At 34.2% G+C, this 26,472-nt stretch carries 22 protein-coding genes; 14 read left to right on the forward strand and 8 right to left on the reverse strand.

Annotated elements, in window-relative coordinates; genetic code table 11:
* Positions 1–67 precede the first annotated feature (67 nt).
* The 4 genes from CHB80_RS21970 to CHB80_RS21985 all read right to left on the reverse strand — a co-directional run bounded on the left by CHB80_RS21970 (position 68) and on the right by CHB80_RS21985 (position 6,069).
* Positions 68–487, reverse strand: a complete 420-nt coding sequence (locus CHB80_RS21970) for a glyoxalase (protein ID WP_089373675.1) — start codon at positions 485–487, stop codon at positions 68–70.
* Between the two features lie 143 nt (positions 488–630).
* Positions 631–1,914, reverse strand: a complete 1,284-nt coding sequence (locus CHB80_RS21975) for an OmpA family protein (protein WP_089373676.1) — start codon at positions 1,912–1,914, stop codon at positions 631–633.
* Positions 1,915–2,136: 222 nt separating this feature from the next.
* Positions 2,137–5,208, reverse strand: coding sequence for a VPS10 domain-containing protein (locus CHB80_RS21980; protein WP_089373677.1), 3,072 nt, complete (start codon positions 5,206–5,208; stop codon positions 2,137–2,139).
* A gap of 96 nt (positions 5,209–5,304) precedes the next feature.
* Positions 5,305–6,069, reverse strand: coding sequence for a LolA family protein (locus CHB80_RS21985; protein ID WP_089373678.1), 765 nt, complete (start codon positions 6,067–6,069; stop codon positions 5,305–5,307).
* Between the two features lie 278 nt (positions 6,070–6,347).
* On the opposite strand from CHB80_RS21985, the gene CHB80_RS21990 reads away from it, so the two are divergent.
* The 11 genes from CHB80_RS21990 to CHB80_RS22040 all read left to right on the forward strand — a co-directional run bounded on the left by CHB80_RS21990 (position 6,348) and on the right by CHB80_RS22040 (position 18,606).
* The gene (locus tag CHB80_RS21990) at positions 6,348–7,250 is read left to right on the forward strand and encodes a DUF72 domain-containing protein (RefSeq protein ID WP_089373679.1); all 903 of its coding nucleotides are present in this window, start codon (positions 6,348–6,350) and stop codon (positions 7,248–7,250) included.
* Entirely contained in the window at positions 7,250–7,738 is a 489-nt protein-coding gene (locus CHB80_RS21995; protein WP_089373680.1) for a gluconokinase, read from the forward strand. The genes CHB80_RS21990 and CHB80_RS21995 overlap by 1 nt, the downstream gene beginning before the upstream one ends.
* Before the next feature lie 55 nt (positions 7,739–7,793).
* Positions 7,794–9,161: a GntP family permease gene (locus tag CHB80_RS22000; RefSeq protein ID WP_089373681.1), complete on the forward strand. Its 1,368-nt coding sequence runs from the start codon at positions 7,794–7,796 to the stop codon at positions 9,159–9,161.
* Between the two features lie 192 nt (positions 9,162–9,353).
* Complete coding sequence (locus CHB80_RS22005) at positions 9,354–9,752, forward strand: acyl-CoA thioesterase (protein WP_089373682.1); 399 nt, start codon at positions 9,354–9,356, stop codon at positions 9,750–9,752.
* A gap of 104 nt (positions 9,753–9,856) precedes the next feature.
* Positions 9,857–10,810, forward strand: coding sequence for a hypothetical protein (locus tag CHB80_RS22010; protein WP_089373683.1), 954 nt, complete (start codon positions 9,857–9,859; stop codon positions 10,808–10,810).
* A gap of 94 nt (positions 10,811–10,904) precedes the next feature.
* The gene (locus CHB80_RS22015; RefSeq protein ID WP_143337218.1) at positions 10,905–11,885 is read left to right on the forward strand and encodes a hypothetical protein; all 981 of its coding nucleotides are present in this window, start codon (positions 10,905–10,907) and stop codon (positions 11,883–11,885) included.
* A gap of 96 nt (positions 11,886–11,981) precedes the next feature.
* Positions 11,982–12,980: a hypothetical protein gene (locus CHB80_RS22020; protein ID WP_089373685.1), complete on the forward strand. Its 999-nt coding sequence runs from the start codon at positions 11,982–11,984 to the stop codon at positions 12,978–12,980.
* A gap of 121 nt (positions 12,981–13,101) precedes the next feature.
* On the forward strand, positions 13,102–14,064 hold the full coding sequence (locus tag CHB80_RS22025) for a hypothetical protein (protein ID WP_089373686.1): 963 nt from the start codon (positions 13,102–13,104) through the stop codon (positions 14,062–14,064).
* A gap of 18 nt (positions 14,065–14,082) precedes the next feature.
* Positions 14,083–15,042, forward strand: coding sequence for a hypothetical protein (locus CHB80_RS22030; protein ID WP_089373687.1), 960 nt, complete (start codon positions 14,083–14,085; stop codon positions 15,040–15,042).
* A gap of 9 nt (positions 15,043–15,051) precedes the next feature.
* On the forward strand, positions 15,052–15,999 hold the full coding sequence (locus CHB80_RS22035) for a hypothetical protein (RefSeq protein ID WP_089373688.1): 948 nt from the start codon (positions 15,052–15,054) through the stop codon (positions 15,997–15,999).
* A 105-nt stretch (positions 16,000–16,104) separates the two neighbouring features.
* Positions 16,105–18,606, forward strand: a complete 2,502-nt coding sequence (locus CHB80_RS22040) for a zinc-dependent metalloprotease (RefSeq protein ID WP_089373689.1) — start codon at positions 16,105–16,107, stop codon at positions 18,604–18,606.
* A 70-nt stretch (positions 18,607–18,676) separates the two neighbouring features.
* Here the strand turns inward: CHB80_RS22040 and CHB80_RS22045 are convergent, their stop codons facing one another.
* A complete protein-coding gene (locus CHB80_RS22045; protein ID WP_089373690.1) occupies positions 18,677–19,291 on the reverse strand; it encodes a M15 family metallopeptidase in 615 nt (204 codons plus the stop codon).
* 89 nt (positions 19,292–19,380) lie between these two features.
* Between CHB80_RS22045 and CHB80_RS22050 the strand changes: the two genes are divergently transcribed.
* From CHB80_RS22050 to CHB80_RS22060, 3 genes are read left to right on the forward strand one after another with little or no spacing between them, the layout of a single operon-like run.
* Positions 19,381–21,474, forward strand: coding sequence for a M48 family metallopeptidase (locus CHB80_RS22050; RefSeq protein ID WP_089373691.1), 2,094 nt, complete (start codon positions 19,381–19,383; stop codon positions 21,472–21,474).
* Between the two features lie 34 nt (positions 21,475–21,508).
* Positions 21,509–22,720 carry a class I SAM-dependent rRNA methyltransferase gene (locus tag CHB80_RS22055; protein WP_089373692.1) on the forward strand — a complete coding sequence of 404 codons (1,212 nt, stop codon included), beginning with the start codon at positions 21,509–21,511 and terminating at the stop codon, positions 22,718–22,720.
* Between the two features lie 17 nt (positions 22,721–22,737).
* Positions 22,738–24,291 (forward strand): family 20 glycosylhydrolase, encoded by a 1,554-nt coding sequence (locus tag CHB80_RS22060; RefSeq protein WP_089373693.1) that lies wholly within the window; start codon positions 22,738–22,740, stop codon positions 24,289–24,291.
* Positions 24,292–24,299: 8 nt separating this feature from the next.
* Here the strand turns inward: CHB80_RS22060 and CHB80_RS22065 are convergent, their stop codons facing one another.
* The 3 genes from CHB80_RS22065 to CHB80_RS22075 form a co-directional block, all read right to left on the reverse strand.
* A complete protein-coding gene (locus CHB80_RS22065; RefSeq protein WP_089373694.1) occupies positions 24,300–24,701 on the reverse strand; it encodes a hypothetical protein in 402 nt (133 codons plus the stop codon).
* Between the two features lie 143 nt (positions 24,702–24,844).
* Positions 24,845–25,276 carry a hypothetical protein gene (locus CHB80_RS22070; protein ID WP_089373695.1) on the reverse strand — a complete coding sequence of 144 codons (432 nt, stop codon included), beginning with the start codon at positions 25,274–25,276 and terminating at the stop codon, positions 24,845–24,847.
* A gap of 110 nt (positions 25,277–25,386) precedes the next feature.
* Positions 25,387–26,442, reverse strand: coding sequence for a VWA domain-containing protein (locus tag CHB80_RS22075; protein WP_089373696.1), 1,056 nt, complete (start codon positions 26,440–26,442; stop codon positions 25,387–25,389).
* Between the last annotated feature and the right edge of the window lie 30 nt (positions 26,443–26,472).

A 26,472-nucleotide genomic window follows, 5' to 3' on the forward strand; every position in this document is an offset into this window, starting at 1 on the left:
AACACTAGTAGCTCAATCGGAGATGACGGGTCTATAGGTGCATTATTTTGATTTTTGGGAATTTGCATTAACTCGCTTTTGTTAAAGCAATAGGTCGTTCAAATAATTGAACATTACTAAGAAGACGTTCTTTTGTAATATTCATCATTCTTTTATTCAGTGCAGATGAGTTTTGAATATATGTAAGATATTCTTCTACAGTAAATTGCCCAATGATAATCCCTTTAAGTCCATTACGAAATTTCATGTCTTTATGAATGGCATTTTCGATATAATCAGTTCTTTTCTGTATGGATAAGTCGTAAAATACATTTTTATGCTTAGCAATATAATTACGAAAAACTTCAATGAGTAATGGGCTTTGTAATTTGATAATTGGGCGAATGGTTTCGTTTTGAAATCGTTCTTCACTACTCATCTGATCGTGAACTCTTGCCGATGGAATTTCTGGTCGTATGCGCTTTATGTCATTAGGCCTGTCATTCATAATTTTTGGGTTTTATTAAAAATACGAATACAGAGTACGCTTTCGCGAAAGCGTACCTAGAGTTTATCAACCAGTTATTAACTAACAAAGCCCCTGTAAAACAGAGGCTTTGAAAGAATTAACACAAATGTCTATAAAGACTATTATTTAAGTTTGAAAGTTACTCTACGTACGAGTTGTCTTGCATCTGCGGAAGTCACTCCTGTATCTTCACCAGCTCCTGTAATTGATAATCTGTTTGCATCTATACCAGAAGCTACAAGAATATCAAATACGCGTTTTGCTCTTTTTTCTGAAAGTTGTTGGTTGTATGTAGCGTTTCCTACTTCGTCTGCATATCCTATAAGTTCTGCATTTTTGCTTGGGTTTGCAGAAAGATATTTGATTAAGTAATTAATTGCATCTAAGCTATATAATTCAGGTTTTGTACTATTAAATTGGAAATATACATTCACATATCCATCATTTAATAGTTTTGCAATCACATCATTACTATTTGCAGAAATATTCTTTAAATCACTCTTTTTAGCATACTGAGCCGCTAGTCCAGCTTCTAACTCATCTGGGATCCCATTTTTATTTACATCTACTGCATATCCTTTCGTATCTACAGCTACTCCAGATACCGTATTCTTTTCGCGATCTAGGTAATCTGCAACCCCATCTTGATCTGTATCAATAAGATCTGTTTCTACTTTGGCAAGGCGTTCTTCTAACTCGTCTATTTTTTCAGTATCAATAGTTTCCTCTACATACCAATCTGCATGTACTTGGTTTTTACCTAAAGCAATATGTATTCCTAAAGACCCTGTTATATAGAAACCATCAAACCCTCTTAGGGTTCTATTTACAACACTTCCGTCAAAAGTTAAGTTTTGTCTTATGTTTCCTACTGCGGTAACATCTCCAAATAGCGATACTCTGTCTGATAAACGCACTTGAGGAGAAATTCCTACAATAGCGCTTAATACTTGATCAGCATCTCCGAAGCTTCTATCTACTGGAGTTTTTGAAGTAAGTCTACCGTATCCCATACCTCCATGAGCAAGAATACTGAAGTCTTGTGTCCATTCTTTAAAATCTAGAACGTTACCTAGGTTAATAACACCTTCAAGAGAAAACGTATATAAGGTACTTTCAAATTCTACATCGGCATCACCTTCATTAAAACTATTGTATCCTAAACCTACTCTTAATCCAGCTTTTGTATTAAACATATAGCGAGCCCCAAAATTTACGCTAAAAGGAGAAGGGGTGTCTGAAAAAGCACCTGTTACTACAGGTCGTACGGGTTTATTAATTCCTGCACTTATATCTATAGACCACTTGTTATAAAGTGCTTCTGTTGCCGTATTTTCTTCTTGAGAAAAAGAATTAAAAGAAATGACAATGCCTACTAATAATGTTAAGAGTAATTGTTTCTTCATTGAATGTAGTTTTAAAATTTTAGGCGCGAAAATAGTATCATTTTTCTGATCCCACTTGCTTTTTAACAAGAAAGTTTTGTCTAATATTTAATATAATTACACCTTGAAATGAATGATATTCAATGAGTTTGATTTAAATTATTTTTTCTGCAATAAAACCGTTAATTAATAAAAAAAAAAGCCTCCATTTGGAGGCTTTTTTACATATTATATAAAAGTGTATTATGACTTTAAAAAGTCTTCTTTACTTTGTAAATCAAGTGCAGAAAGTCCTGATTTTTCAGCAAACTTTGTAAACTTGCTTAAACGTTTACTTGTAATTTGGTCAAAATCAGTTTTTGCTTTTGTATAACGATCTGATAATAATTTAAGATTTTCCAATTGTGCTTGTGATGGCGCTTCAAAATTGGCAGCAACATCACTATATAATTGTGCCAATTTCTCTCTTAATTGTGGAGGTGCAGAATCTACATAGTTATCACCAGAAGTAATTACGAGTGTTTCCTTTAAAGCATTTAACTCATCAATAAGTGGTTGTGCTGTTTTCTTAGCTTTAGCATTGGTCGTTATTGCATTTTCTCCATTTTTAATCATTTCATCCATTTGATAAACCATATAGGCTAAGTCTTCTTGTAAATCAAATAGTTTTTGAGAAGTATTTTGTTGAGCTTCTCTTTCTTTGGCAGTAATAAATGATTTTGGATCATTTTTGATTTCAAAAGTAGTCTCGTAGGTATCTTTCCCTTTTTTAATAACAGCTTTATAAGTTCCTGCTTGAGCTCTCATAGGTTGAAATGCTCCAAAACTTAATGTTTTTCCAGCGGCATTTTTAGGCGCCTTAGTGTTATAATTCCAACGTACAATGTTAATTCCTTTTGACTTCCCAGGAGGAATTGTGGTAATTTTATTACCCTCCATATCCTGAATTTCTAAGGTCATTTTTCCAAATGTGTGCCTTTTCTTTAGATAATATTTTAATTGTACAGAAGTTCCTGGGTTTGGACCTACAAACTCTAATTCGGTACTACCACCACCAAAGCCACCTTCTTCTACCATAGTGCCTGGTTTTGTATCAAAAAAGTGTACTTTTTTTGCTAATACCTCTTGGGTTACTTCTCGTAAGGTGCTAATATCATCTATGATAATTACACCACGTCCATGAGTACCAGCTACTAAGTCATTTGTCTTTTTTTGAAGATCTAGAAAGTGAATCGCTGTATGTGGGAAGTTATTGGTGAAATGAGACCAGTTTTTACCTCCATTAACCGTGATGTATAAACCATTTTCTGTCCCTAAGAACAGTAAGTCTTCATTCTCATAATCTTCTTGGATATTACGAGCAAATAACGGAATGTCATCTGTGACAATACTAGTCCATGTAGCTCCATAATCTTTTGTTTTGTATACATACGGTTTCATATCTCCTCGTGCATGTCCATCAAATACAGCATATGCTGTTCCTTTTCCGTGTACACTTGCTTCAATATGGTAAACCCAGGTATTTGCAGGGAGACCTTGAATATTTGCAGTAACATTGGTCCAGTTTTTACCGCCGTCTTTCGTAATTTGTACATTCCCATCATCGGTTCCTACCCATAGTACATTTTCATCCATAGGAGATTCAGCAATTGTAAAGATGGTTGTGTGCTTTTCAGCTCCAGAAGTATCATTAGAGAGTCCCCCAGATTTTGTAGGTTGCTTTGCAGGATCATTTGTAGTTAAATCTGGTGATATAATCTTCCAAGTATCTCCCATATTATCACTCACATGCAAGTATTGACTTCCCATATAAAAACGATCAGGTTGATGAGCACTTACTGCCATAGGAGCATTCCAGTTAAAACGTAAATCATCATATCCAGTAACAGGAAGTGGTTTTACATTTTTCGTATAGTTACGCTCCATATCATAGCGCCATACATTATCAGCACCTTGCATTTCTGAATATAGAATTTCTTTAGTAGGATGTTTTAATACTCTGAATCCGTCACCCACACCTACGCGTACCCAATCACGAGCTTCTATGCCACCAGGCGAAGAAGATGGACCATACCAAGAACCATTATCTTGTAATCCTCCGTAAATTCTATAAGGCTCTGCATCATCTACACTAATATGGTAGAATTGAGATAGTGGTAAGTTACTTACTATTTCCATAGTAGTACCTTGATTCCAAGAGCGGTATACACCACCATCGGTTCCTACATGCATCATGTCTGAATTATTAATATCAAAGACAATATCATGGATATCTGAGTGCATATTTCCAAGTGGAACAAACGTTTCTCCTCCATCTTTAGAAATAGAACCGCTTAAACCTCCTTTTACAACGACATCAGAATCTTTAGGATCTACGACGATTCTAGAAAAATAGAATGGACGAACCGTTAAAGAAAAATCACTATTGGTAAGTTCCCATGAACCTCCCGCATCATTAGAACGATACAATCCTTTATCTTTTTCAGATTCAATAACAGCATATACTCGATTAGAATCTGAAGGAGAAACAGCAATACCTATACGCCCTAAGATCCCTTCTGGAAACCCTTTATGTATCTTATTCCAAGTAGTACCTCCATCTGTAGATTTATATAATGCACTTCCAGGTCCTCCAGAATTAAAATCCCAGGCAGTACGACGATGTTCCCACATGGCAGCATATAATACGTCAGGATTGTTTGGATCCATCATAAAATCGGCAGCACCCGTATTTTCATCTACATACAAGATATTATTCCATGTTTTTCCGCCATCGGTTGTTTTATAAATTCCACGCTCTGTACTTTCGCTCCAAAGAGATCCTAATACAGCTACATATACTACATCACTATTTTTTGGGTGAATTTCAATACCAGAAATACGCTCAGAGTTTTCAAAGCCCATTTTATCCCAGTTTACTCCACCATCTTTAGATCGGTATAATCCATCACCTATAGAAACAGAATTACGAGTCCATATTTCACCAGTACCTACCCAAACTGTTTTGTCTGGGTCATTAGGATCTATAGCAACTTGTCCAATAGACTGAATGTGTTCTTCAAAAATAGGAGCATAGGTGGCACCTCCATCATTAGATTTCCATACACCACCACCTGCAGTACCCGTATATATAATTTGCGGATTGGTTGGGTGCACTTCCATATCGATAATACGACCACTCATTAAAGCAGGCCCTATTTGTCTAGCGGTAATATCTCCAAAAAGTTCTTTTCCTTTTAGAACAATTTCTTGTGCAGTACCCACTAAAGTAAAGGATGCAAAGAGGCATCCTAAAAAAATGTTTTTAGTTTTCATGAGAATTCTGATTGATTAGTATTGGTATATTTTTTTCGCTTAAAGCGAAATAAAAAACCTCAATCTTTACGATTGAGGTTTGTATATAATTTCAAATTATTCCTGAGTTGGAAATGCAAACATCTCGTCTGTTACTTCTGGATTTAGGTCAATACTTTTAATGTCTAGTGCTTGTCCTCCAAAAACAGTTCTTGACAGTGCAAAGTATAATCCTTCTCCTTCTGACTGTCCTTTCATTAATACCTCTGTGTAATCACTGTATGTATCTTTAGAGATTAGTCCTTTGCTTGGACCAGATTGTACTTCAGAAGCAGTTTGAATAGGTACAAAGTTTTCATCTTCAAAGTAATATGTAACTTTGTTGTCTACCATTTCTCCATCAGCTTTTACAGGGTCCATTGTGATTTCTACTTTATAAGTATTTGTACCATCAATAATTTCTTCTCCTAAAAGCTCAATAGTAAATCCTTTTTCTTTATAATTTAAAAATGGACTAGGAAAACTTTTTCCTGCAAGTGATTTAAAATTTTCTAAAGTTTCAGAATCTACTTTTTCTGATTTCATAGACTGGAAATTTGTAGTCCATGCTACTTCACCGTCAAAAGCTAATTGTGTAATCTCTTGACCTTGTAAGTTAATTTTGATCATTTGACGTCCATCCTTCATTTCAATAATAGTAACTGGAATATCAAATCCTTGATTTACCACAGCATTGATCTGAATTCCTTCTAATTTACCCCAAGCTTCTTCACCACCTGTATTTTCAAAATAATTAGCGATAATCTCATCTGCAGTTTGTGCATGTGTAGGCAAAGCAACAGCTATAAGTACTACTGCAATTAATAATTTAATCGTTTTCATAAAAGTATAATTTGTGTATTTATTGTTTGATGTCTAGCCATTAGACTATAGAGCAGAGATTTTGTTACAGAATTTTTGATTTTTTTTGAGTTGTTTTTTGAGAATATTTTTTTGTTTACAGAAAACATTTTTGACATTTTATTTGTAAAACCTTCAACAAGATACTAATACTTCTAGTAAAATGCTTTATTTACGCTAACGTTGTAGTTGATTTTATATCCTAAAACAGGGAAGTAAAGATCGATTCTTTTATCTTTATCATTTTACAACGAATCAACATGAAATTTGGAAAAGTAGAACAGCCAGAAGCTATAGATTTTACATTACCTCAAGATCATATAGATACAGAAAGAGTGCTAAGTACTCATACTACATCAGACCCGCTTCAGGTATATGTAGGCTGTGCAAAATGGAATAAACAAGATTTAAAAAACTTTTACCCACGAGGCACTAAAGATGAATTAGGCTATTATTCAAATCAGTTTAATTGTATCGAGTTAAATGCTACGTTTTATAGACTTTTTCCAAAAGAACAATACGAAAAGTGGTATCACAAAACCCCAGAAGGGTTTAAGTTCTTTCCTAAAATCACAAATAATATAAGTCATTTAAAAAGACTTATAGACTCAGAACAGTACATTCCAGAATACATAGATCATACCTTAGCTTTAAAAGAAAAATTAGGTACGATCTTCTTACAAATGCACAATAATTTCCAACCTAAAAATTTTGATAGGGTAGATAATTTTATCAATAATTGGCCTTCTCATGTTCCTATTGCGTTAGAGTTTAGACATACAGATTGGTTTAATGACCCTCAAGTGGCTGATCGCTTATATCATGTATTGGAAGAAAATAATATGGCAAATGTATTGGTAGATACAGCAGGAAGGCGTGATATCATGCATATGCGACTAACAAACAATGAAGCTTTTATTCGCTTTGTAGGAGCTAATCATGAAAGTGATTATACACGACTGGATGATTGGGTAATCCGATTACAGAAATGGGTATCTCAAGGATTAAAGAATATACATTTTTTTATTCATCAAAATGTAGAGGTAGAATCTCCTTTACTATCTGCCTATTTCATACAGAAACTCAATAGTGCATTGTCTTTAGATTTAAAAATCCCGCAAACGCTCTCTCAAAATAATCCTGACACACCTACTTTATTTTAATGGCAACAATTTACATAGTAATGGGAGTTTCTGGCGTAGGAAAAACGACACTAGGAAAAACTATAGCGCAACAGCTTGATATTCCTTTTTATGATGCAGATGATTTTCATCCTCAAGAAAATAAAGATAAAATGGCTTCAGGCATTCCACTTCAAGACGAAGATAGATGGCCTTGGCTAGATCGTATTGTAACTCAATATGATCAATGGGAGATAGAAGGAGCTGTTTTAGCTTGTTCGGCACTCAAAGAAAGTTATCGAAAACGCCTTAAAGTGGATCAGTCAAAGGTAAAGACCATCTATCTTTCGGCTAGTTTTGACAACATAGCACAACGATTATCGGTTCGTAAAAACCATTTTTTTAATCCTAGTTTATTGCAATCTCAATTTGATACCTTAGAAGCACCAACATCAGGTATCATTTGTGACGCTAGCTTACAAAAAGATAGATTATTACAACATATTATAAATACGATTACTAAACAATAGTAATTATTTTAGAACGAATTATCAATATCTATATAATTACAACTAAGCATACCATATGGACATACAATTACTAATAGCAGTCACTATAGGCATCAGTGTCTTATTATTTTTAATACTACGTTTAAAATTTCAAGCATTTATAGCCTTATTGATTACTTGTATTGTTGTAGGGGTTATTGCAGGTATGGATCCAATAGCTATTCTTGATAGTGTTAAGAATGGAATGGGGGGTACCTTAGGGTTTGTGGCTACAGTTGTGGGACTCGGTGCACTTTTTGGCGCTATACTTGAACGGTCTGGTGGTGCGCAACAACTGGCGCAATCTATGCTTCAACTCTTTGGAGTAAAAAAAGCACATTGGGCAGTCATGCTTACAGGGTTTTTAGTAGCTATTCCTGTGTTTTTTGATGTAGCGTTTATCATTCTTGTTCCTTTAATTTATGCGCTTCAGAAACAAACAAAAAAGTCATTGCTTTTATATGCTATTCCTTTACTGGCTGGATTAGCTATTACACATACATTTATTCCACCTACTCCTGGACCTATTGCGGTAGCAGATATATTAGGAGCCGACTTAGGGTATGTCATTATTTTTGGTTTTTTAGCGGGATTGCCTGCAGCTATTATAGCGGGGCCCATACTCGCAAAACGTCTTTCTAAGACCATGCATATTGAAACTCCATCAGATATGGTAACCACTTCAGAGATTCCTGAAAATGCTCCTTCGGCGGTGACTATTTTATTGATTATCGCTATTCCTATTTTATTAATTGTTTGTAATACCGTTTTGGGGAGTCCGTTGTTTGGAGAAGATACCTTACCCAAATGGCTTACGTATGCCGCAGGATTGTTGGGACATCCCTTTGTAGCTCTTATTATTGCAAATATTGTAGCTTGGTATGTATTAGGGATTAATAAAGGATTCTCTAAAGAGCAGCTCTTAGATATTTCTACAAAATCTTTATATCCAGCTGGTGTAATTATATTACTTACAGGAGCTGGTGGTGCTTTTAAACAAATTCTTATTGATACAGGAGCTGGAGAGATGATCGCTAAAGGCCTTAATACAGATTTTTTCCCTCCTATTATATTTGGATTTATTGTTGCTGCAATCATACGCATATTACAAGGGTCTGCTACAGTGGCTATGATTACTGCTGCAGGAATTACATATCCTCTATTAAGCGAAACTATAAATGGTGAAGCCGTATTGCTTTTTTCTCAGCCGCAACTCGCAGTGCTCGTGATTGCTATTGCTTCTGGGGCAACTGTATTTTCCCATGTAAATGATAGTGGTTTTTGGTTAGTAAAACAGTATCTAGGACTTACTGAAAAAGAAACGTTTCGATCATGGACGGTAATGACTACATTAATCGCTCTGATAGGTTTAGTTGTTTCTGTACTCCTTTGGTATTTGGTCTAAGTACGCTTTTAAGGAGCATAGCGACGCAAAAGTTTATGCTGAGCGTAGTTGAAGTACGAAAGCGTATATATTAGTATAAGATTTTGATATCGTATGCTTGCTATTATTGAAGAATAGTAAATTAAATTTGTAATACATCAATAATTATAGAAGTTAGGTAAGATTTCTGACTTCTCAGAAATATAAACTATAATGAACTTTCACACACGTAAATGGATAAAACCTGAAGATTTAAACCCTAATGGGACACTTTTTGGAGGTAGACTATTAGAATGGATTGATGAAGAAGCGGCGCTGTATGCGATTATCCAACTTGAGAATCCGCGTACGGTGACTAAGTATATGAGTGAAATTGATTTTCGCGCAAGCGCAAAAAAAGGAGATATCATAGAAATTGGTCTTGAAGTTGTAAAATTTGGAACAGCTTCTTTAACGCTAAAGTGTGAAGTACGTAACAAAATGACACACGAAGTTATTATCACCATAGAACGGATTGTAATGGTAGGCCTTGGGGATGATGGGAAAGCAAAACCTCATGGTAAAAAAGAAGTAGAGTACGTAAAAGACCGCCTTGAAAAATCAAAAGAATAATTTACTTTTTGTGAAGTATTAGTGAGGTAATTATTATCGGTTGTGACTTCCTTTTTTAGAATATGCTTTTAATTTAAGCATTACTAAACCAACCTTACCAAATTATGTCTTTATTAGTACGATTTTCGATACTCCTATGTTTCTTTATAATTTCTTGTTCTAACGATGATAAAGTAGCGCTTACCAACGCTGATGATAGAGAAATTGCCGCATATGTGCGAACTACAGAAACTTTTAATTCTGATTTTTCAATGAATAACCCATCTGATGTTTTTGGTGTAGAACTGGAAACTCATGATGAACAGAACGGTGGATTACTTCAAGAAATAGAAGTTTATTTGACATATAAGCAACATGGTGCTTTACCTTCTAATGAGATTTTTCTAAAAACATTAGAACGTGATGTTTTTGCGATAGGACAGTTTGGAAAACCTAGAACTTCGCTTACTGTTTCTTTTGAGGAAGCCTTAAATGCTTTTAATCTCACTATGGCAGATATGTCTTGTAAAGACCAGTTTGAGGTTAGAATCAATCTTATACTAAGTGATGGTAGATCGTTTACTGCAGGAGCTGCTAGCTCTAAAATTTTAGCAGCAGATGATTTTTGGAGTTCTCCATTTTGTTATACAATTAATGTGATAGAACCTATCGCAGAAGATATGTTTACAGGAATTTACCAATTAGAGAGTGTAGTGGATGGACCTTTAGGTGAAACTTTTGGTGAAACACAATTAGTCGAAGTTTATAAAGGACATTCTACTAATGTACGTGAGATGCGTTTACGTCATAGATTGTCTATAGAGCAAGAACAACCTCGTATTTTTAGATTTACAATTGCATGTGATGAAACTGTATTTAGCAAAGATTTATTATCAAGTAAAATAGGATTTTGTGGTATTGACCCCGCCATTTTATTAGGACCAGATACTGTAAATGCAACCATAGATCCTAATGATGATACCGTGTTTGAACTTTGGTTTGTAGAAGGGTATCTTGGTTTTGATGGTAATTGCGGTTTTGGAACTGCTCCTTCTAGAATTAGACTTTCTAAGCAATAAATTGATTACATTTTTTGAATGCTTACATTAAAAATAGTAGCATATCGTGCATATTATTTTTAATAATGATATTTTTAGAGAAAAAACGTTTGCTATGATTAAAAAATACCTGATACTTCTGTGTCTACTAGTATTCCTGTCGTGTAATGATGATGAAAAAGCTGTAGATATTGTTTTTTCTGATGCTCAAGTAGGAGCCATATTACGAACACAGTCTATAGATAATTTGACTTTTGATACATCACAACCAGAAGTTCCTATTCAGTTTTCATTAGAATACCAAGATGGACAAGAAACGGCTTTGCTTTCTGATGTTGAGGTTTTTATTTCTTTTGTAGATAATACCCTAGATAATGGTGATAACTCTAGAACCTCTGAAGCCTTTACAATTTTATCTGCTACAGATTTCACACCAGGTGTTAATGACTTACCTGTAACAACAGTGACTATTACTACGCAAGAATTATTAGAATTATTAAACCTAAATAACGCTCAAATTAGTTGCACAGACAAGTTTGTCATTGATCTAAATCTTAACTTGACAGATGGAAGAAGTTTTTCTAATGAGAATACCAATGGGCCTATTATCGGTTTTGGTAGTGCGTTAAATTCTCCTTTTACATATGATGTGATTGTGGTAGAAGGTATTGATGATGATTTATACACTGGAATCTATTCCTATACGAGCTTGGAGGATGGTTTTAATGGACCTACTATTATATCTCCAGATGTTTTAATGGTAACCAGGACGAGACCTAATGCCAGGAGTTTTGAGATTTTTAGAGATCAGCAGCAAACTATAGTTGGTGGTGTTTTGGTTCGATCTGAAGTAGAATTTACGGTTGCTTGTGACCAGATTATTTTGACTAGATATGTACGATCTTCTATTGTATGTAGTGCAGAGGTTGAAGGCGATGTACACGTATTACTAGGACCAGCCTCCAATTTAAATGGAACTGCAGATCCAAATGATGATACCGTTTTTGATATTCGGTTCCTAGAAGCCTTTGAAGGAAATGATGGATTTTGTGGTTGGCCTACAACGCCATCTACCGTCAGATTATCTAAACAATAGCGTGTTAAAATAGTATCAAAGTTATTAGTTAATTATTATCGGTATATACGTTTCATATAATAGATAGTCATACTTTTAAGTAAATAACCAACCCGAATGAAAAATAAATACGTATTACTCTTCCTGATAGGAAGTCTATTTTCATGTACCGATGGCGACAAAGCAATAGAGTTTGTTGTTGAAGAAGTAGAGCGAGGTGCCGTTGTACGAACCTTAGATCTTAGTAATGTCGATTTTGACATTAATGACCTTCAAAGTACCTTTACTATTAATGTAGAAGAGATGGATATTGAAGAAGGAGATTTACTAGATGAAGTTGAAATCTTAGTACAGTTTAAAGATAATACGCCTAGTAATGGTAATAGCTCAGTCCCTAATACAATGCTAGCTATTATTCCTGCCGAAGAATGGTCAGTTGGGCCTGCACCAGAAGGATTACCTCGAACCTCTTTTGTTTATAGTTATGAAGAGCTTTTAACGGCTACTGGACTAACTACAGCAGAAGTTGCGGTTAAAGATCAATTTTTAATAAACCTTAATTTAAAACTTACAGATGGGCGTGTTTTTAATGCGTTTAATGCTAGTTCAATTATAATTGCATTTGACACCTTCTTTAGCTCTCCATTTTGTTACACCATTAATATGGTAGAACCTATAGCAGAAGATCTTTTTACAGGAATGTACCTTATGGAATCTATATTAGATGGACCCAATGGACAAACATTTGTAGATGAGTTTAGACAACCTTTTCCAGATGGGACTATCATTGAGGTTGTAAAGGGACATTCATCAAACACAAGAGAATTCAGAGCATTCCATAACTTACATCATGTAGGTTTAGAGCAACCAAGACGTTGGGAATTCACAGTGGTAGATGATCGTATAGTTATGGGTAAAAACCAATTATCTTCCCCAGAAGGATATTGCTCTTTTAATGCTGCACCTACGTTATTAGGACCAGATACAGTATCTGGCCCTGCAAATATTAATGACGATACTGTTTTTGAATTATGGTTTGTAGAAGGGTATTTAGGCTTTGATGGTGAATGTGGATATCAAACAGCACCTTCTAGATATCGTTTTTCTAAGCAATAGTACGCTTTCGCGAAAGCGTATAAAGAATATAAATAGGTTGTTATCTTATTTTTTAGAGCATATATGCGATAATTAAATAGCAGACCTGTTCATTACTAAACTAACCAACAATGTATATCTCATGAAAAAAATTACAATAATTATCCTTAGTCTCTTTCTATGTATTGCTTGTGATGATGAAGAGAAAGCAATTGAAACAGTTCTCGTAGAAGTAGATAGAGGCGCCGTATTACGAACCTTGCAATTTAATAATGGAGAATTTGAAATAAATAACCCATCGAGTGTTTTTAGTATCGATATAGAAGAACAAGATATCGAAGAAGGAAGGTTATTAAGTACCGTTGATGTTTTTGTGACTTTTATAGATAATACTCCAGCAGGAAATTCAGTTTCCACTCAAAGAATATTATTAGAAACGCTTACTCCAGAAGACTTTGCAACGAGTGATTTTTCTTTACCAGCAATTACATTAGATTATACGTATGCAGAACTTTTAGATGCGACAGGCTTAACCATTGATCAAACAAATTGTAAAGATCAATTTCGTTTAGATTTAGATTTAAATTTATCTGACGGGTTAACTTTTAATGTTACAAACTCTGCCGGTACGGTTGTAAATACAACGGGCTTTTTTAAATCACCTTTTACCTACTTAATTAATATAGTAGAACCTATATCATCAGATAAATTTACAGGTGTTTATCAATATACAAGTATAGAAGATGGTCTCTTTGGCCCTAGTTTTGGACCAGATAGATTGTTTACTATTGTTAATGGACATTCTAATAACTTTCGCCAATTTGAATTTGGATCCGGTGTAAATAGGGTTTTGATTGAATTTAGTATAGTGTGTGACGCCGCAGTCGTTACTCGTTATCAAAAATTAGCATTTACCTGTACAGGAGCCAATGCGTTTGCAGATCCTAGTGATCGTGTATTAATAGGACCAGATATAATACCAGCAACTATTGATCCTAATGATGATACTGTTTTTGAGCTACATTTCCTAGAAGCTTTTGAGGGGTTTGATGCATTTTGTGATTATGCAAATTTTCCATCTAAAGTTAGATTTTCTAAACAGTAAACATAAACTATTAATAGGATGAGATTATCAAGAGTATTATCTACACTGTTTTTTATTTCTATAGTTTCTTGTACTGATGGAGACAAAGCTATTGAAGAAGTATTTGCAGAGACAGAACGCGGTACTATATTGCGTAATATTAATAGGGTAAGTAAGGACTTTATACATACTGATTTTGAAAGTGTTTTTGAACTTGAAATAGAAGAACAAGATATAGAAGGTGGAAATCTTCTTGATTTTGTTCGTTTGCATATAGAGTTTAGAGATCGTACAATTGATGGTAGTGACAATAGTACACAGGAAGTTATTTTAAAAGATATCCCTTCTAATGCATTTATAATTGGACCAGATGCTTTTCCAAGAACGACCATTCTAGTGAGCTATCAAGAGGTTGTAGATGCTCTTGCTATAAATACGGGACTTATTGAACCTGGTGATCAATTTGGTTTACGTTTGGAAACTCATCTTACTGATGGTCGTATTTTTAGTACGCTAGATACGAGTGCTTCTGTGCTTACAGATGCTTGTTTTTTTAAGTCTCCATTTAGATATGAAATAAACGTGATAGAAGTTATTCCAGAAGATTTATTTACAGGAACGTATTCTTATGAAATAGTGTCAGATGTAATTAATCCTAGTTTTGGAATTCAAGAGGAGGGTATTGTATCAATAATGGCAGGTGATCTTCCTAATGTTAGAACTACTGGAATTATAGGAGAGGGACTAGAGTTTACAATAGCAGGAGCGTATGTGTATCCAAAGATTTATCAATCAGTAAACCTCTTTTGTATAGAATCGGGACCTCATATTTTATCGGGACCTAATGATACAAATTTTGGCACTATTGATCTTAATGACGATACCGTTTTTTTCTTAGATATCGATATTGGATTTGAAGGATGGGACGGGACATTAGATAATGGAGATGACGCTATTGGTGTTTCTACATTATATACATTTAAATTTACTAAACAATAAAATAGAACTATGATAAAATTATATCGATTGGCATTTGTAGCAGTATTTATGTTTACTATGTCTTGTAGTGAAGATGATAAAGCAATAGATACAGTGGTAGAACAAATAGAACGCGGTGCTATATTACGTAATATAGACAGAGTTTCTCCAAATTTTGAACGTACAGAGCTTCAAAGTGCTTTTACAGTGGTTCTAGAAGAACAAGATCTTGAAGAAGGGGGGATTTTTGATTTTGTAAGATTGTATCTCCAATATTTAGATAGAACCCCAAGTAACGGAAATAATAGTCAGGCTGAGATTGTATTGAAAGATGTTCCTAGCTCCGATTTTCAACCAGGCGGTAATGGATTGCCTGTAGGTACTATTGAAGTCATATATCAAGATGCGATAGATGCATTTAATCTTGATTCAAATTCCATTTTGGCGGGAGATCAATTTGAATTAAGAGCAGAAATACATCTTACAGATGGGCGTACTTTTAGTACTGAAAATGGAAGTTCCTCTATACTTACGGATGCTTGTTTCTTTAAATCACCTTATAGATATGTTATTAATGTGATAGACACTATTGATAATGATTTATATACGGGAACCTATTCTTATGAAATCATTTCAGGACCAAATGGCTCTTTTTTTAATTTAGGAGAGCAGGGAATTGTATCTATCACAGCAGGAAATACACCTAACGTAAGAAATACTGGACTTATAGCAGAAGGTCTAGAATTTACAATAGCTGGTACAAATGTGTATCCAAAAATATACCAATCTGTAAATCTCTTTTGTCGAGACTCTGCATTTAATGCGTTAACAGGACCAGATGAAGAAAATTTTGGAATCGTAGATCTTGCAGATGATACTGTTTTTGAATTAGATTTAGTTTTTGCTTATGAAGGTTGGGGAGGAAGCGGCGACCTTACAACCCCTCAGTCATATCGTTTTCGTTTTTCTAAACAATAGCCCTAAAAACTTATTAAAATGTTAATGTTCTTCTAAGTTATTGTTAAGTATTTTGTTATTCTTATTTTGTGTGGTGCATAATATCATCAACCAATACGTTTATCAATGAAGAGAATTTTAGCACTTTGCTTACTATGTGTATTCTGCGTTACTAGTACTACACATGCTCAGAAAAGGAACAAAAGAAAAAAGAAAGGAGTTCCTGAAAAAGTAGAAAAAACCGAAAACAAAGAAAAAAAGGATAAAAAGGACATCAAAGACTATAAAGATGTAGTCACTAAAGAAGCTGTTACTGATAGTGGTCTCTTTCAGGTACATCGTGTCAAAAAAACATATCTCTATGAAATTCCTTTTAATGTCTTAGAAAAAGACATGCTTTGGGTAAGTCGTATAGCGCAAATTCCTTCTGGATTAGGAGGAGGTTTCTTTAATGCTGGTACCAAAACAAATGAACAAGTAGTTCACTGGCAACGTTTTCAAAATAAAATTTTACTGAAAGTAAAATCATATAGAAATGTAGCAGATAGTACAAAGGCAATTAGTAATTCTGTACGTGTTAATAATTACGAACCTACTCTATATGCTTTTGATATTAAAGCCTTTAATGAAGATTCTACGGCTGTGGTTGTAGATGTTACAAAACTGTTTTCTACAGATGTAAAAGCCATTAGTGGGTTACCTTCATTCTTACGTAAACAATATAAAGTAAAGCGATTAGATGCTTCTCGTAGTTTTATTAATAGTGTAAAAAGCTATCCATTGAATATAGAAGTAAAACAAGACTTTACCTATGATGCTTCAGAACCACCTACAGCTCGAAGTACAGAGTCTATTAGTCTTCAAATGAATCAATCTATGATTCTATTACCTGAAGAGCCTATGCAACCTAGGATTTCAGATCCACGTGTAGGGTTTTTTACAGTAAGTCAATATGACTATGGGAGTGATGCTTTAAAAGCTGATGAGAAGACGTATATAGAAAGATGGCGTTTAGAGCCTAAAGATCCAGAAGCATATGCGAGAGGAGAGCTTGTAGAACCAGTAAAACCTATTGTATATTATTTAGACCCTGGTACTCCTGAAAATTTACAAAAGTATATCAAACAAGGTATTGAAGATTGGCAAAAACCTTTTGAAACTGCTGGATTTAAAAATGCAATTATAGCAAAAGATGCTCCTTCGCCAGAAGAAGATCCTGAATTTAGTCCTGAAGATATACGGTATTCTGTTGTACGTTATGTAGCAAGTACTACACGTAATGCAGTAGGACCTAGTGTTTCTGATCCACGTAGTGGCGAGATTATAGAAAGTGATATTATATGGTATCATAACCACTTGCGTAGTTATAGAAATCGGTATCTATTAGAAACAGGAGCAGCAAACCCAAGCGCTCGTACTTTAAATACTCCTGATGAAGAAATAGGAGAGATGATGCGTATGGTAATTGCACATGAGGTTGGACATGCCCTCGGATTCCCTCATAATATGGCTGCTAGTTATGCCTATGATGTAGAATCCTATAGAGATGGGGCTTTTACTCAAGAAAATGGAATTGCCGCAAGTTTAATGGATTATGCACGATATAATTACATTGCACAGCCAGGAGATCAAAACATTCGCTTTGTTCGTCAAATGGGGCCTTATGATCATTATGCAGTAAATTGGGGATATAGATGGTTACCTAATGCTAAAACACCAGAAGCAGAACTAGCTACACTCAATAAGTGGATTGTAGAAAAAGCAGATAATCCTGTCTATAAATACGGTCGTCAGTCTAGTCGTTTTGATCCACAATCACAAACAGAAGGGATAGGGAATGATCCTATTAAAGCAAGTACATATGGACTTAAAAACTTAAGATATGTAGCTCAAAATTTACCAGCTTGGACTTCTGATCAAACCAATAACTATCAAGATTTAGAAGAACTATATGGAGAATTACTAGGGGTGTATAGTAGGTATGTAGGTCATGTTGTAACCAATATAGGAGGGGTATATGAAAACCTTAAAAACCCTGATCAATCTGGAGTTGTGTATACACACTTAGACAAAAATGCACAGCAAGAATCTATGCAATGGTTACAAGAAAATCTATTTAAAACTCAGGATTGGCTAGCTGATGCTTCAATATTGCAGAACATAGACCATGCTGGTTACTTTGAACGTATGCGTAGGGTACAATCTCGCTATTTAAATGGTCTTTTAAGTTTTGATCGTATAGGACGATTAATAGATGCCGAAACCATTAATCAAGAGTATTACAGTGCTTATGAGATGTTATCTCAATTACGTAAGGGATTATGGTCTGAAGCTTCGCGTGGTCAAAGTGTAGACATTTATAGACGTAACTTACAGAAGTCGTATGTAGATAGAATGCAGTTTTTAATGACAGACGATGGACCTCCAAGAAGAAGAGGAAGGCCTGGTTTTGAAAGTACGTTTGTATATGATACAAATACGTCAGATATTAAGTCACTAGTGCGTGGCGAGCTTACAACCTTACGTTCTATACTTAGAAACGCTAAAAATGGAAATGTAAATAGAATTACCAAATATCATTATCAGGATGTTATTGCTAGAATAGATGCTTTATTAGATCCTAAATAACAATAAACTACATATAAAAGCGCTTACAGAACCTTCTGTAAACGCTTTTTTTATGTTCTATATGTAGATACTAATTCGTACAATCAAAATCAATATCTAGCACCTTTAATCCGTAATTTTTTGCATCGTAATTAAAATGCCACCATTCTGTTCTAATCACAGAAAAACCATTTTTTTTCATAACGTCCCATAATAATTTCCGATTCGCCTTTACAGTATCACTATGATGAGGGTGATCTATGTGCGCCTCTTTTCCAAAATGATCATAATCACTTCCCATATCCAAAGGGGTTCCATCCAATTTTACAATAGTCATATCAATAGCGGCTCCTCTATTATGGATAGAACCACTCTTATAAGGATTTCCTACATATGAAGGATTTGGAAAAATAGCCCACATTTTCTTTTGAACAGATAGCGGTCTGTAACAATCAAAAAATTGGATTTTATATCCTAATTCGCAAAAATCATGATTGGCAGCAGCAATGGCTTCAGCAACTTCTGGTAAAAGCAAGCATTGGACACAATCGTATACCGTTGTTTTTAAAAAATTGTCATCGGTCGCATATTTGACATCATAGGCATAGTTTCCTCCATAAGTTTCGATATTTACAAGAGGAGAGTCTTGTGCACTACTTACATAAGAAAACAACAAAAAGGCTATTAAAAAATGATATATCTTCATAGCGTTAATGTACAAAAAATGACGGTGAAGTTGTATACGCTTTCGCGAAAGCGTATAATTGCTTAATCTTGTTTTATTAAATACTATATATGAAATATCCAGATAACCCAGGAAATCTATCCGACGACTTTACAAGTGTACAGAATAGTTATGTCAATAAGGTAATTATGGCTATTTCTGGATTGTTATTGTTCTTCTTATTATATTTTGGGATGGTCATTGGATTTGCGATGCTTACCTATTGGCAATTTGAAGAATTTAAGACCATTGATGGTGATGTGTTTAACCTTGCTGCTGCTGTAGGCGCTTTTATGTTATTCTTATTTACACTTAAATTTATTTTTAGAAGGAATAAACATAAAGATAAAATTAGTGTGGTTGTAAAACCTAAGGATGAACCCGAACTTTATAAATTTATTCATCGTATTGCAGATGATGCAAAAGCTCCTAAACCCAATAAAATAATCATTGATCACGATGTAAATGCATCGGTATCTTTTCACAGTACTTTTTTAAGCCTTTTCTATCCTGGAAAGAAAAATTTAAGAATAGGACTTGCACTTGTAAATGGATTAAACCTAACCGAATTTAAAGCAGTAATGGCACATGAGTTTGGTCACTTTTCTCAATCTAGTATGCGTGTAGGTAGTTATGTATACATGACCAATACCATTATTCATAACATGATATTTGAGCGTGATTATTGGGATAGAGCTCTAGAGATATGGAGAAGTATTGATATACGTATCTCTTTTATAGCATGGATAATCACCCCTTTTGTATGGCTCATACGCCAACTCCTTTTTTTATTATACAAACTCTTAAATATACTGCATGCATCGCTATCTAGAGAGATGGAATTCCATGCCGATAAAGTGGCAGTAAGTCTTACAGGAAGTAATGCTATCATTAATTCATTATGGAAACTAGAAAAAGCTTTTGAATCATGGAATAAAACACTTGGTTATACAGGAACTGCTTCGCAACAAAAAGTATATACTACAAATTTATTTACGCATCAAGCAGAGTTATTAGAGGGTCTCAAAGAAGAAATGAATGCATCCATTCAAGAACGAGAGGTAGATTCAAATGGGCGTGCTATAGTGTTTAAGGAAAAAGAAACATTCTCTTCTTTAAATATGTATGCTAGTCATCCATCAAATATGGATAGAGAGCAAAATGCTAAAAACCCTTTTGTAGATGGGATAGAAGATCACTCAAGCCCGTGGGGTCTTTTTAATAACGCTAATGAAATTCAGACGACTCTTACTAAAAATCTATATATACATGGTATGGGGTTAAAGGAAGATGTGTATACACCTTCATTAGAAAAGATGCGTTCGTTTATTAATGATGAGAAGCAAACCGAACAAATATTTGGGAAAGAGTATTTAGATAATTTTCAACAACGTTATTTTTCTATTCCAAGTGCTGAAGAAGTAAGAGATAAAAACCTTTTTCTAAACGTAGATGTCTCAGAAATAAAGCAACAGTTTGAAAAACTAATTAAGGAACAATTAGTGACGCTCATGGCTCCTGTTAAAATTATGGATGAGCAATATAAAAAGCTTGTTGATATTAGTACAGGTGCTATTAAAGCAAAAGTATTTGAATATGAAGGTACGGTTTATAAGAAGAAAAATTTTCAACACGCAGGAGATCGTATCCAACAAGAAAAATTACATTATTTTAAAGATTCTTTCAAAGATTGGGACAAGACTTTATTTCACTTAAGTTATATCGCTACTGCTCAAGAATCTCGAAAAACACAATTAGATCGTTTTAAACTATTAGAAATATTACAGCTAAATCTTGAAAGCTTTGTTGCAAAAAACAATACTATTATTTCTGAATATCAGGTGCTGGTAGATTCTGGAGATGTTACTGAAGGCGATATTAATGCCTTTGCAAATCGATCTAATGAGATGATAAAGATTTTTGAAGCTGCGAAACAACGTCTTGAAGAGGTTCCTTTTGTACCTTTACCAAATATAGAAACTAAAGAAGAGTTATTATCTGTTTTGGTGCATTCTAATACATTATATAGACTCAGTCAAAACTCTTTTAAAGGTGAAGGGTTTAGTACATTTATTAATTCAATAGACTCCATTATATTTCATTATAATCGCATTATTTTTAAATTGACGTCAGATGTTTTAGTTCCTTTAGAAGCATTGTCTTAAAAAAAATAGCCAACATTTCTTACTAGCATCCTACATGATCAAATTTCCACATATTAAAACACAACGTTTAGCCATAAAATTAAAGGCTACAGCGGAGAAACTTGTGAAACAAGGACATCCTTGGATTTTTGAAGATAGTATTGCTAAACAAAATAAAGATGGAAATACAGGCGATATTGCGATTCTATTTGATCAGCGTAAGGATAAGGTGTTTGCTATTGGTCTTTATGACCCAGATTCTCCTATTAGAATTAAAGTAATTAGCCCTGTTCCAGCAACTCCTGACAATGCTTTCTTTAAAGAAAAAATACATGTTGCTTTCTCAAAGAGAAATCAGTTATTAAAAACAGATACCGATAGTTACCGTCTACTATTTGGTGAGAATGATGGATTTCCAGGCTTAATAGCCGATGTTTATAAAGATGTTTTAGTTGTTAAGTTTTATACAGGCATATGGTTTCCATATATAGAGATGATCCTACCAGAATTGGTTGCTATTTCTAAAGTTGCAACAGTAGTTGTTCGGTTGAGTCGTAATTTACAGAAATCGGCTTTGCATGAATTTAAGGATGGTCAAGTTATTCATGGTACATTATCATCTGAAGTTATTTACTTTAAAGAACATGGGATTCGCTTTTCTGCTAATGTAATACATGGACATAAAACTGGTTATTTCTTAGATCATAGACATAATAGAAAACGTGTAGGAGAAATGTCTAAAGGAAAAAAAGTATTAGATGTTTTTAGCTATGCAGGAGGGTTTTCTGTACATGCTCTTGCCGGTGGTGCAACAGAAGTATTGAGTCTAGATATAAGCGCACAAGCTTTAGAAGTAGCTCTTGAGAATGGAAAATTGAATCCTAGTACTGGACAACATAAAATCATGGCTATAGATGCATTTGTAGGATTACAACAGCTTATCGATGATCATAAAAAATTTGATATTGTTGTAATTGATCCTCCAAGTTTTGCAAAGAGCGCAAGAGAAATTGAAAGTGCTAAACACAGTTATAATAGGTTAGCCGTTTTGGGAACACAATTGGTTGCTAAAAATGGAATTTTAGTACTAGCATCTTGCTCATCTAGAATAACAGCACAGCAATTTTTTGATATTTCTGAACAAGCAATTGTAAAAAGTAAACGTTCTTATAAAGTCATAGAGAAGACATTTCATGATAGCGATCATCCTATTGGATTTCCAGAAGGAGCCTATCTTAAATGTGGGTATTATCGATTAGAATCATAATTTAGTATTTTTTATAGATGAAAAAGCATATATATATTATAGTAACAGTGTTATACGTTTGTTTAAGCTGTACTCCAGAAAAAGCCCAAGTTCTTGTGCCTCTATCTGAACGTTCGCTCATTCCATATCCAAATGAAATAGTTACACATGAAGAAGGGTTTCTTATTGATGCAACAACGGTTATTTATGCAGGCACAAATCTAGAAAGTCAAGCAGTAGCTCAAGGGTTTTCTAATCGTTTTAGGGTACCAAGCGGGTTTATATTAGCCACAAAAAATGAAAGTAAACTAGCCACAAATAGTATTCACTTTGTTATTGATGCGAGTGCTAGTGAAATTTCTAATGATGAAGGCTATATACTTAAAACATCTAAGGACCGTATCATTATCAGAGCACGTACAATGGTTGGGTTACATATGGGGGTTCAAACATTATATCAATTACTCCCTGATGAAATTGAAAACAAGACTTTAACGCCAGATATGATTTGGGCCGTTCCAGGCGTCACTATAGAAGACGCTCCTTCATATGCTTACAGGGGAGCTATGCTAGATGTAGCAAGGCATTTCTTTTCTGTAGAAGATGTAAAACGATATATCGATCTAATAGCTAGTTATAAAATCAATAAACTACACTTACACCTTACTGATGATCAAGGATGGCGTATAGAAATAAAATCATGGCCAAAACTTACAGAAATTGGAAGCACTAGTGCGGTAGGTGGAGATCAAGGAGGATTTTATACACAAGCTCAGTATAGAGATATTGTAGCTTACGCGAAATTACACCAGATTACTATTATACCTGAGATTGATATGCCAGGACATACCAATGCAGCCTTAGCATCTTATCCAGAACTAAATTGTGATGGAAAGGCAAGAGATTTATATACAGGAATGAAAGTAGGATTTAGTACACTATGTGTAGATAGCGAAATCACTTATACTTTTCTTGACGATGTTATTAGAGAGTTGGCTTCACTTACCGATGGTGATTATATTCATTTAGGAGGTGATGAGTCCCACGTTACTCCTAAAGAAGATTATAATCTGTTTTTGACAAAAGCGCAAGCTATCGTTAAAAAATACGGCAAGAATGTAATGGGTTGGGAAGATATTCAAAGTGCCGGTATTTCTGATGAAACGATCGTGCAACATTGGACAAATAATGACATTGCCACAAAAGGAGCTAAACAAGGAGCTTCTGTTGTATTATCTCCAGCACCAAAAACGTATCTGGATATGAAATATACGAAAGACACTAAAATAGGTCTTACTTGGGCAGGTTTAACGCCTATTGATAGTGCCTATATTTGGAATCCTCGTACGCTCTTAAAAGATGTGCCTTCTTCACAAATTATTGGAATAGAATCTCCTTTATGGACAGAGACCGTAAAAGATATGGATGCCATTGAGTATTTGGTATTCCCAAGGCTTATAGGGCACGCAGAACTGGGTTGGTCTAGAGAAGACAATCTAGGATGGGATTCCTACCTAGAACGCCTTAAAATGCATATAAACAGACTAGATATCAAAGAAGTAGATTATTATAAATCTCCGCTTTTAGAATGATACCTCTTTTACTTTAAAGAGGTAACCCATTTTATAGCATTTTCTAATGAATAAAAATTTCGGATTTTATGACGGAACATTTTCTTTTCACTCATAAAATTAATGAGCCCACTTTTATTATACGTAACAATAGCTAATGCTTTTAGCTGAAAACCTTCTTTGTAAAACTTTCTCCAATCGTCATATTTTATCTCATAGGTATTATATCTATTTGATATTAAAGAGATGTTTATTTTTTTCCCGTAATGACCTATGGCAATGTCTATAAGTTCTTGAGCGCTATCCCAAGTAATATACTCTCCTTCATTTATATGAGATATAATAAAATCTTTGTAAAAATGAAATGTGCCACACTGTAAAATATACGTTTGTTCAAAGTGGGGTAAGGCTTTGTAGTCAAATGTTTTCATATATGTAAAATACAATTAGTATTGTTTTATATGTACATTGATGAGGAAAGCAAATACAATTCTAGATTAATGACATTTTTGTATAGTTAAAATACATGATGTCTTAATGAAATAGTTTGTAATGTGATTTTTTTGAAAAAAAATTAGCTAACCATAGACTTATCTCTAATGGTTGGTTTGTGAGTACTTACCCATGCTGCAGCATCGTATAAATTTTCAAACGTCTTTATTTTTGATTTGAAAAATATTTTTTCCATCATTACATTAATTAAACCACTCTTAGAATAAGTCACAACAGCAAATGATCTTAACGTATGTCTTTGTTTAAAAAACTTTAACCAATCTTGTGCTTCAATAGAGTAGGAGTGAATCCTATTTGAGATATAAGATATTTTAGACCCACTACCGTAATGATTTAATGCTAGTTCTATAATATCCTGTGCGGCTTCCCAATTAAAGTGAACCCCTTCATTAATCTCTGAGATAATGAAATCTTCGAAGAAATAGAATACACCTGTAGATAAGATGTATACATCTTCCAATTCATATTTTAAATTTGATTCAGCAACTAGCATAGTATAAATCTACAGATGTTCTCTGATTAGATTTATGGAAAATACCTTTTTTTAAAACATTAAAGACAAAAAGCATTAAATAATCGATAAAATACACAAATTAGAGTTGTTTATTGACATCCGCTGCTAAATCCTGTAGCGTCAAAAGTAGCTTCAACTACACCAGTTCTTGTGTTTGAAATGGCTTGTATGACAAGATTATTCATTCCACTACCATCTCTTTTAGGGCTACAGTATTCAAATAAATAAAAGCTGTTTGCTTGATTTGCAACATTATTTGAAACTTGATTAAATACCGTTTCTAATTCTGAACTATCTGTTGCAAAAACACTTCCAGAAGTCCCTATTTGAGAAAGTGTATTTTCATCTATTTCATCACCCAATCCAATGGTGAAAAATGAGATATTTTCATCGGCATTATTTACGGCGGTTAACGCTTCCTGTTCCGTAAAACGAGCTGCTTGATCTGTACCATCTGTAAAAATAACAATAGAAGCAGCACCAAAAATATCCTGCGCTTCTGCATTTGTGATGAGGTCTTCTGCCACTTGCGTCGATTTAATAACAGCACCATATAAATCTGTAGAAGGATCATTGCTTATATCTGGTGTGATGCTATTTATGGCATCCTGTAATACAGTAGCACTAGATGTAGGAGGTTGTAACTCATGTAATACATCTTCACCATCAAACCAATAAATACCCATTTGGAAAGAATTTGTAGGTATAGATGGGACCACATTTGTAATAAAACTAATAGATGCATCTTTTAATTCTTGTAAACTAGAACTCAATACACTATTACTTAAGTCAAGGACTAGGATGGTATTATTTACAAAAATTTGCGAATTAGGTGAGATTTCTGCAGAAGACTCAGAACTTGATATTTCATTAAAGCACGCATCATTACGCCCTTGTTCAAAAATTCTAAAATCAGATGGATTTAATCCGGGCACTCCATTGCCATCTAGATCGGTAACTCTAAAAAACACAGAAACCTTAGATGGAAGTGTCGTAAAAGAATCTTCTATCGTAAGTGTTAATTCTTGTGCTCCTAAATTAAGGCACTCAATACCACTAGTTGAATTCCCGTCATCATCACGTGTACTGCATGCAGTGGTTATACATACTAGAAATGCTAAAAAATAAAAAACGTTGATTTTCATAAAGGTTCGATTTGATTGATGCTAGCATAA

Source organism: Dokdonia pacifica, assembly GCF_900188275.1.
GTDB lineage: Bacteria > Bacteroidota > Bacteroidia > Flavobacteriales > Flavobacteriaceae > Dokdonia > Dokdonia pacifica.

Coding starts and splice junctions, on each gene's coding strand:
- CHB80_RS21970 (WP_089373675.1), bottom strand. CDS start 487: ATGAATGACAGGCCTAATGACATAAAGCGCATACGACCAGAAATTCCA.
- CHB80_RS21975 (WP_089373676.1), bottom strand. CDS start 1,914: ATGAAGAAACAATTACTCTTAACATTATTAGTAGGCATTGTCATTTCT.
- CHB80_RS21980 (WP_089373677.1), bottom strand. CDS start 5,208: ATGAAAACTAAAAACATTTTTTTAGGATGCCTCTTTGCATCCTTTACT.
- CHB80_RS21985 (WP_089373678.1), bottom strand. CDS start 6,069: ATGAAAACGATTAAATTATTAATTGCAGTAGTACTTATAGCTGTTGCT.
- CHB80_RS21990 (WP_089373679.1), top strand. CDS start 6,348: ATGAAATTTGGAAAAGTAGAACAGCCAGAAGCTATAGATTTTACATTA.
- CHB80_RS21995 (WP_089373680.1), top strand. CDS start 7,250: ATGGCAACAATTTACATAGTAATGGGAGTTTCTGGCGTAGGAAAAACG.
- CHB80_RS22000 (WP_089373681.1), top strand. CDS start 7,794: ATGGACATACAATTACTAATAGCAGTCACTATAGGCATCAGTGTCTTA.
- CHB80_RS22005 (WP_089373682.1), top strand. CDS start 9,354: ATGAACTTTCACACACGTAAATGGATAAAACCTGAAGATTTAAACCCT.
- CHB80_RS22010 (WP_089373683.1), top strand. CDS start 9,857: ATGTCTTTATTAGTACGATTTTCGATACTCCTATGTTTCTTTATAATT.
- CHB80_RS22015 (WP_143337218.1), top strand. CDS start 10,905: ATGATTAAAAAATACCTGATACTTCTGTGTCTACTAGTATTCCTGTCG.
- CHB80_RS22020 (WP_089373685.1), top strand. CDS start 11,982: ATGAAAAATAAATACGTATTACTCTTCCTGATAGGAAGTCTATTTTCA.
- CHB80_RS22025 (WP_089373686.1), top strand. CDS start 13,102: ATGAAAAAAATTACAATAATTATCCTTAGTCTCTTTCTATGTATTGCT.
- CHB80_RS22030 (WP_089373687.1), top strand. CDS start 14,083: ATGAGATTATCAAGAGTATTATCTACACTGTTTTTTATTTCTATAGTT.
- CHB80_RS22035 (WP_089373688.1), top strand. CDS start 15,052: ATGATAAAATTATATCGATTGGCATTTGTAGCAGTATTTATGTTTACT.
- CHB80_RS22040 (WP_089373689.1), top strand. CDS start 16,105: ATGAAGAGAATTTTAGCACTTTGCTTACTATGTGTATTCTGCGTTACT.
- CHB80_RS22045 (WP_089373690.1), bottom strand. CDS start 19,291: ATGAAGATATATCATTTTTTAATAGCCTTTTTGTTGTTTTCTTATGTA.
- CHB80_RS22050 (WP_089373691.1), top strand. CDS start 19,381: ATGAAATATCCAGATAACCCAGGAAATCTATCCGACGACTTTACAAGT.
- CHB80_RS22055 (WP_089373692.1), top strand. CDS start 21,509: ATGATCAAATTTCCACATATTAAAACACAACGTTTAGCCATAAAATTA.
- CHB80_RS22060 (WP_089373693.1), top strand. CDS start 22,738: ATGAAAAAGCATATATATATTATAGTAACAGTGTTATACGTTTGTTTA.
- CHB80_RS22065 (WP_089373694.1), bottom strand. CDS start 24,701: ATGAAAACATTTGACTACAAAGCCTTACCCCACTTTGAACAAACGTAT.
- CHB80_RS22070 (WP_089373695.1), bottom strand. CDS start 25,276: ATGCTAGTTGCTGAATCAAATTTAAAATATGAATTGGAAGATGTATAC.
- CHB80_RS22075 (WP_089373696.1), bottom strand. CDS start 26,442: ATGAAAATCAACGTTTTTTATTTTTTAGCATTTCTAGTATGTATAACC.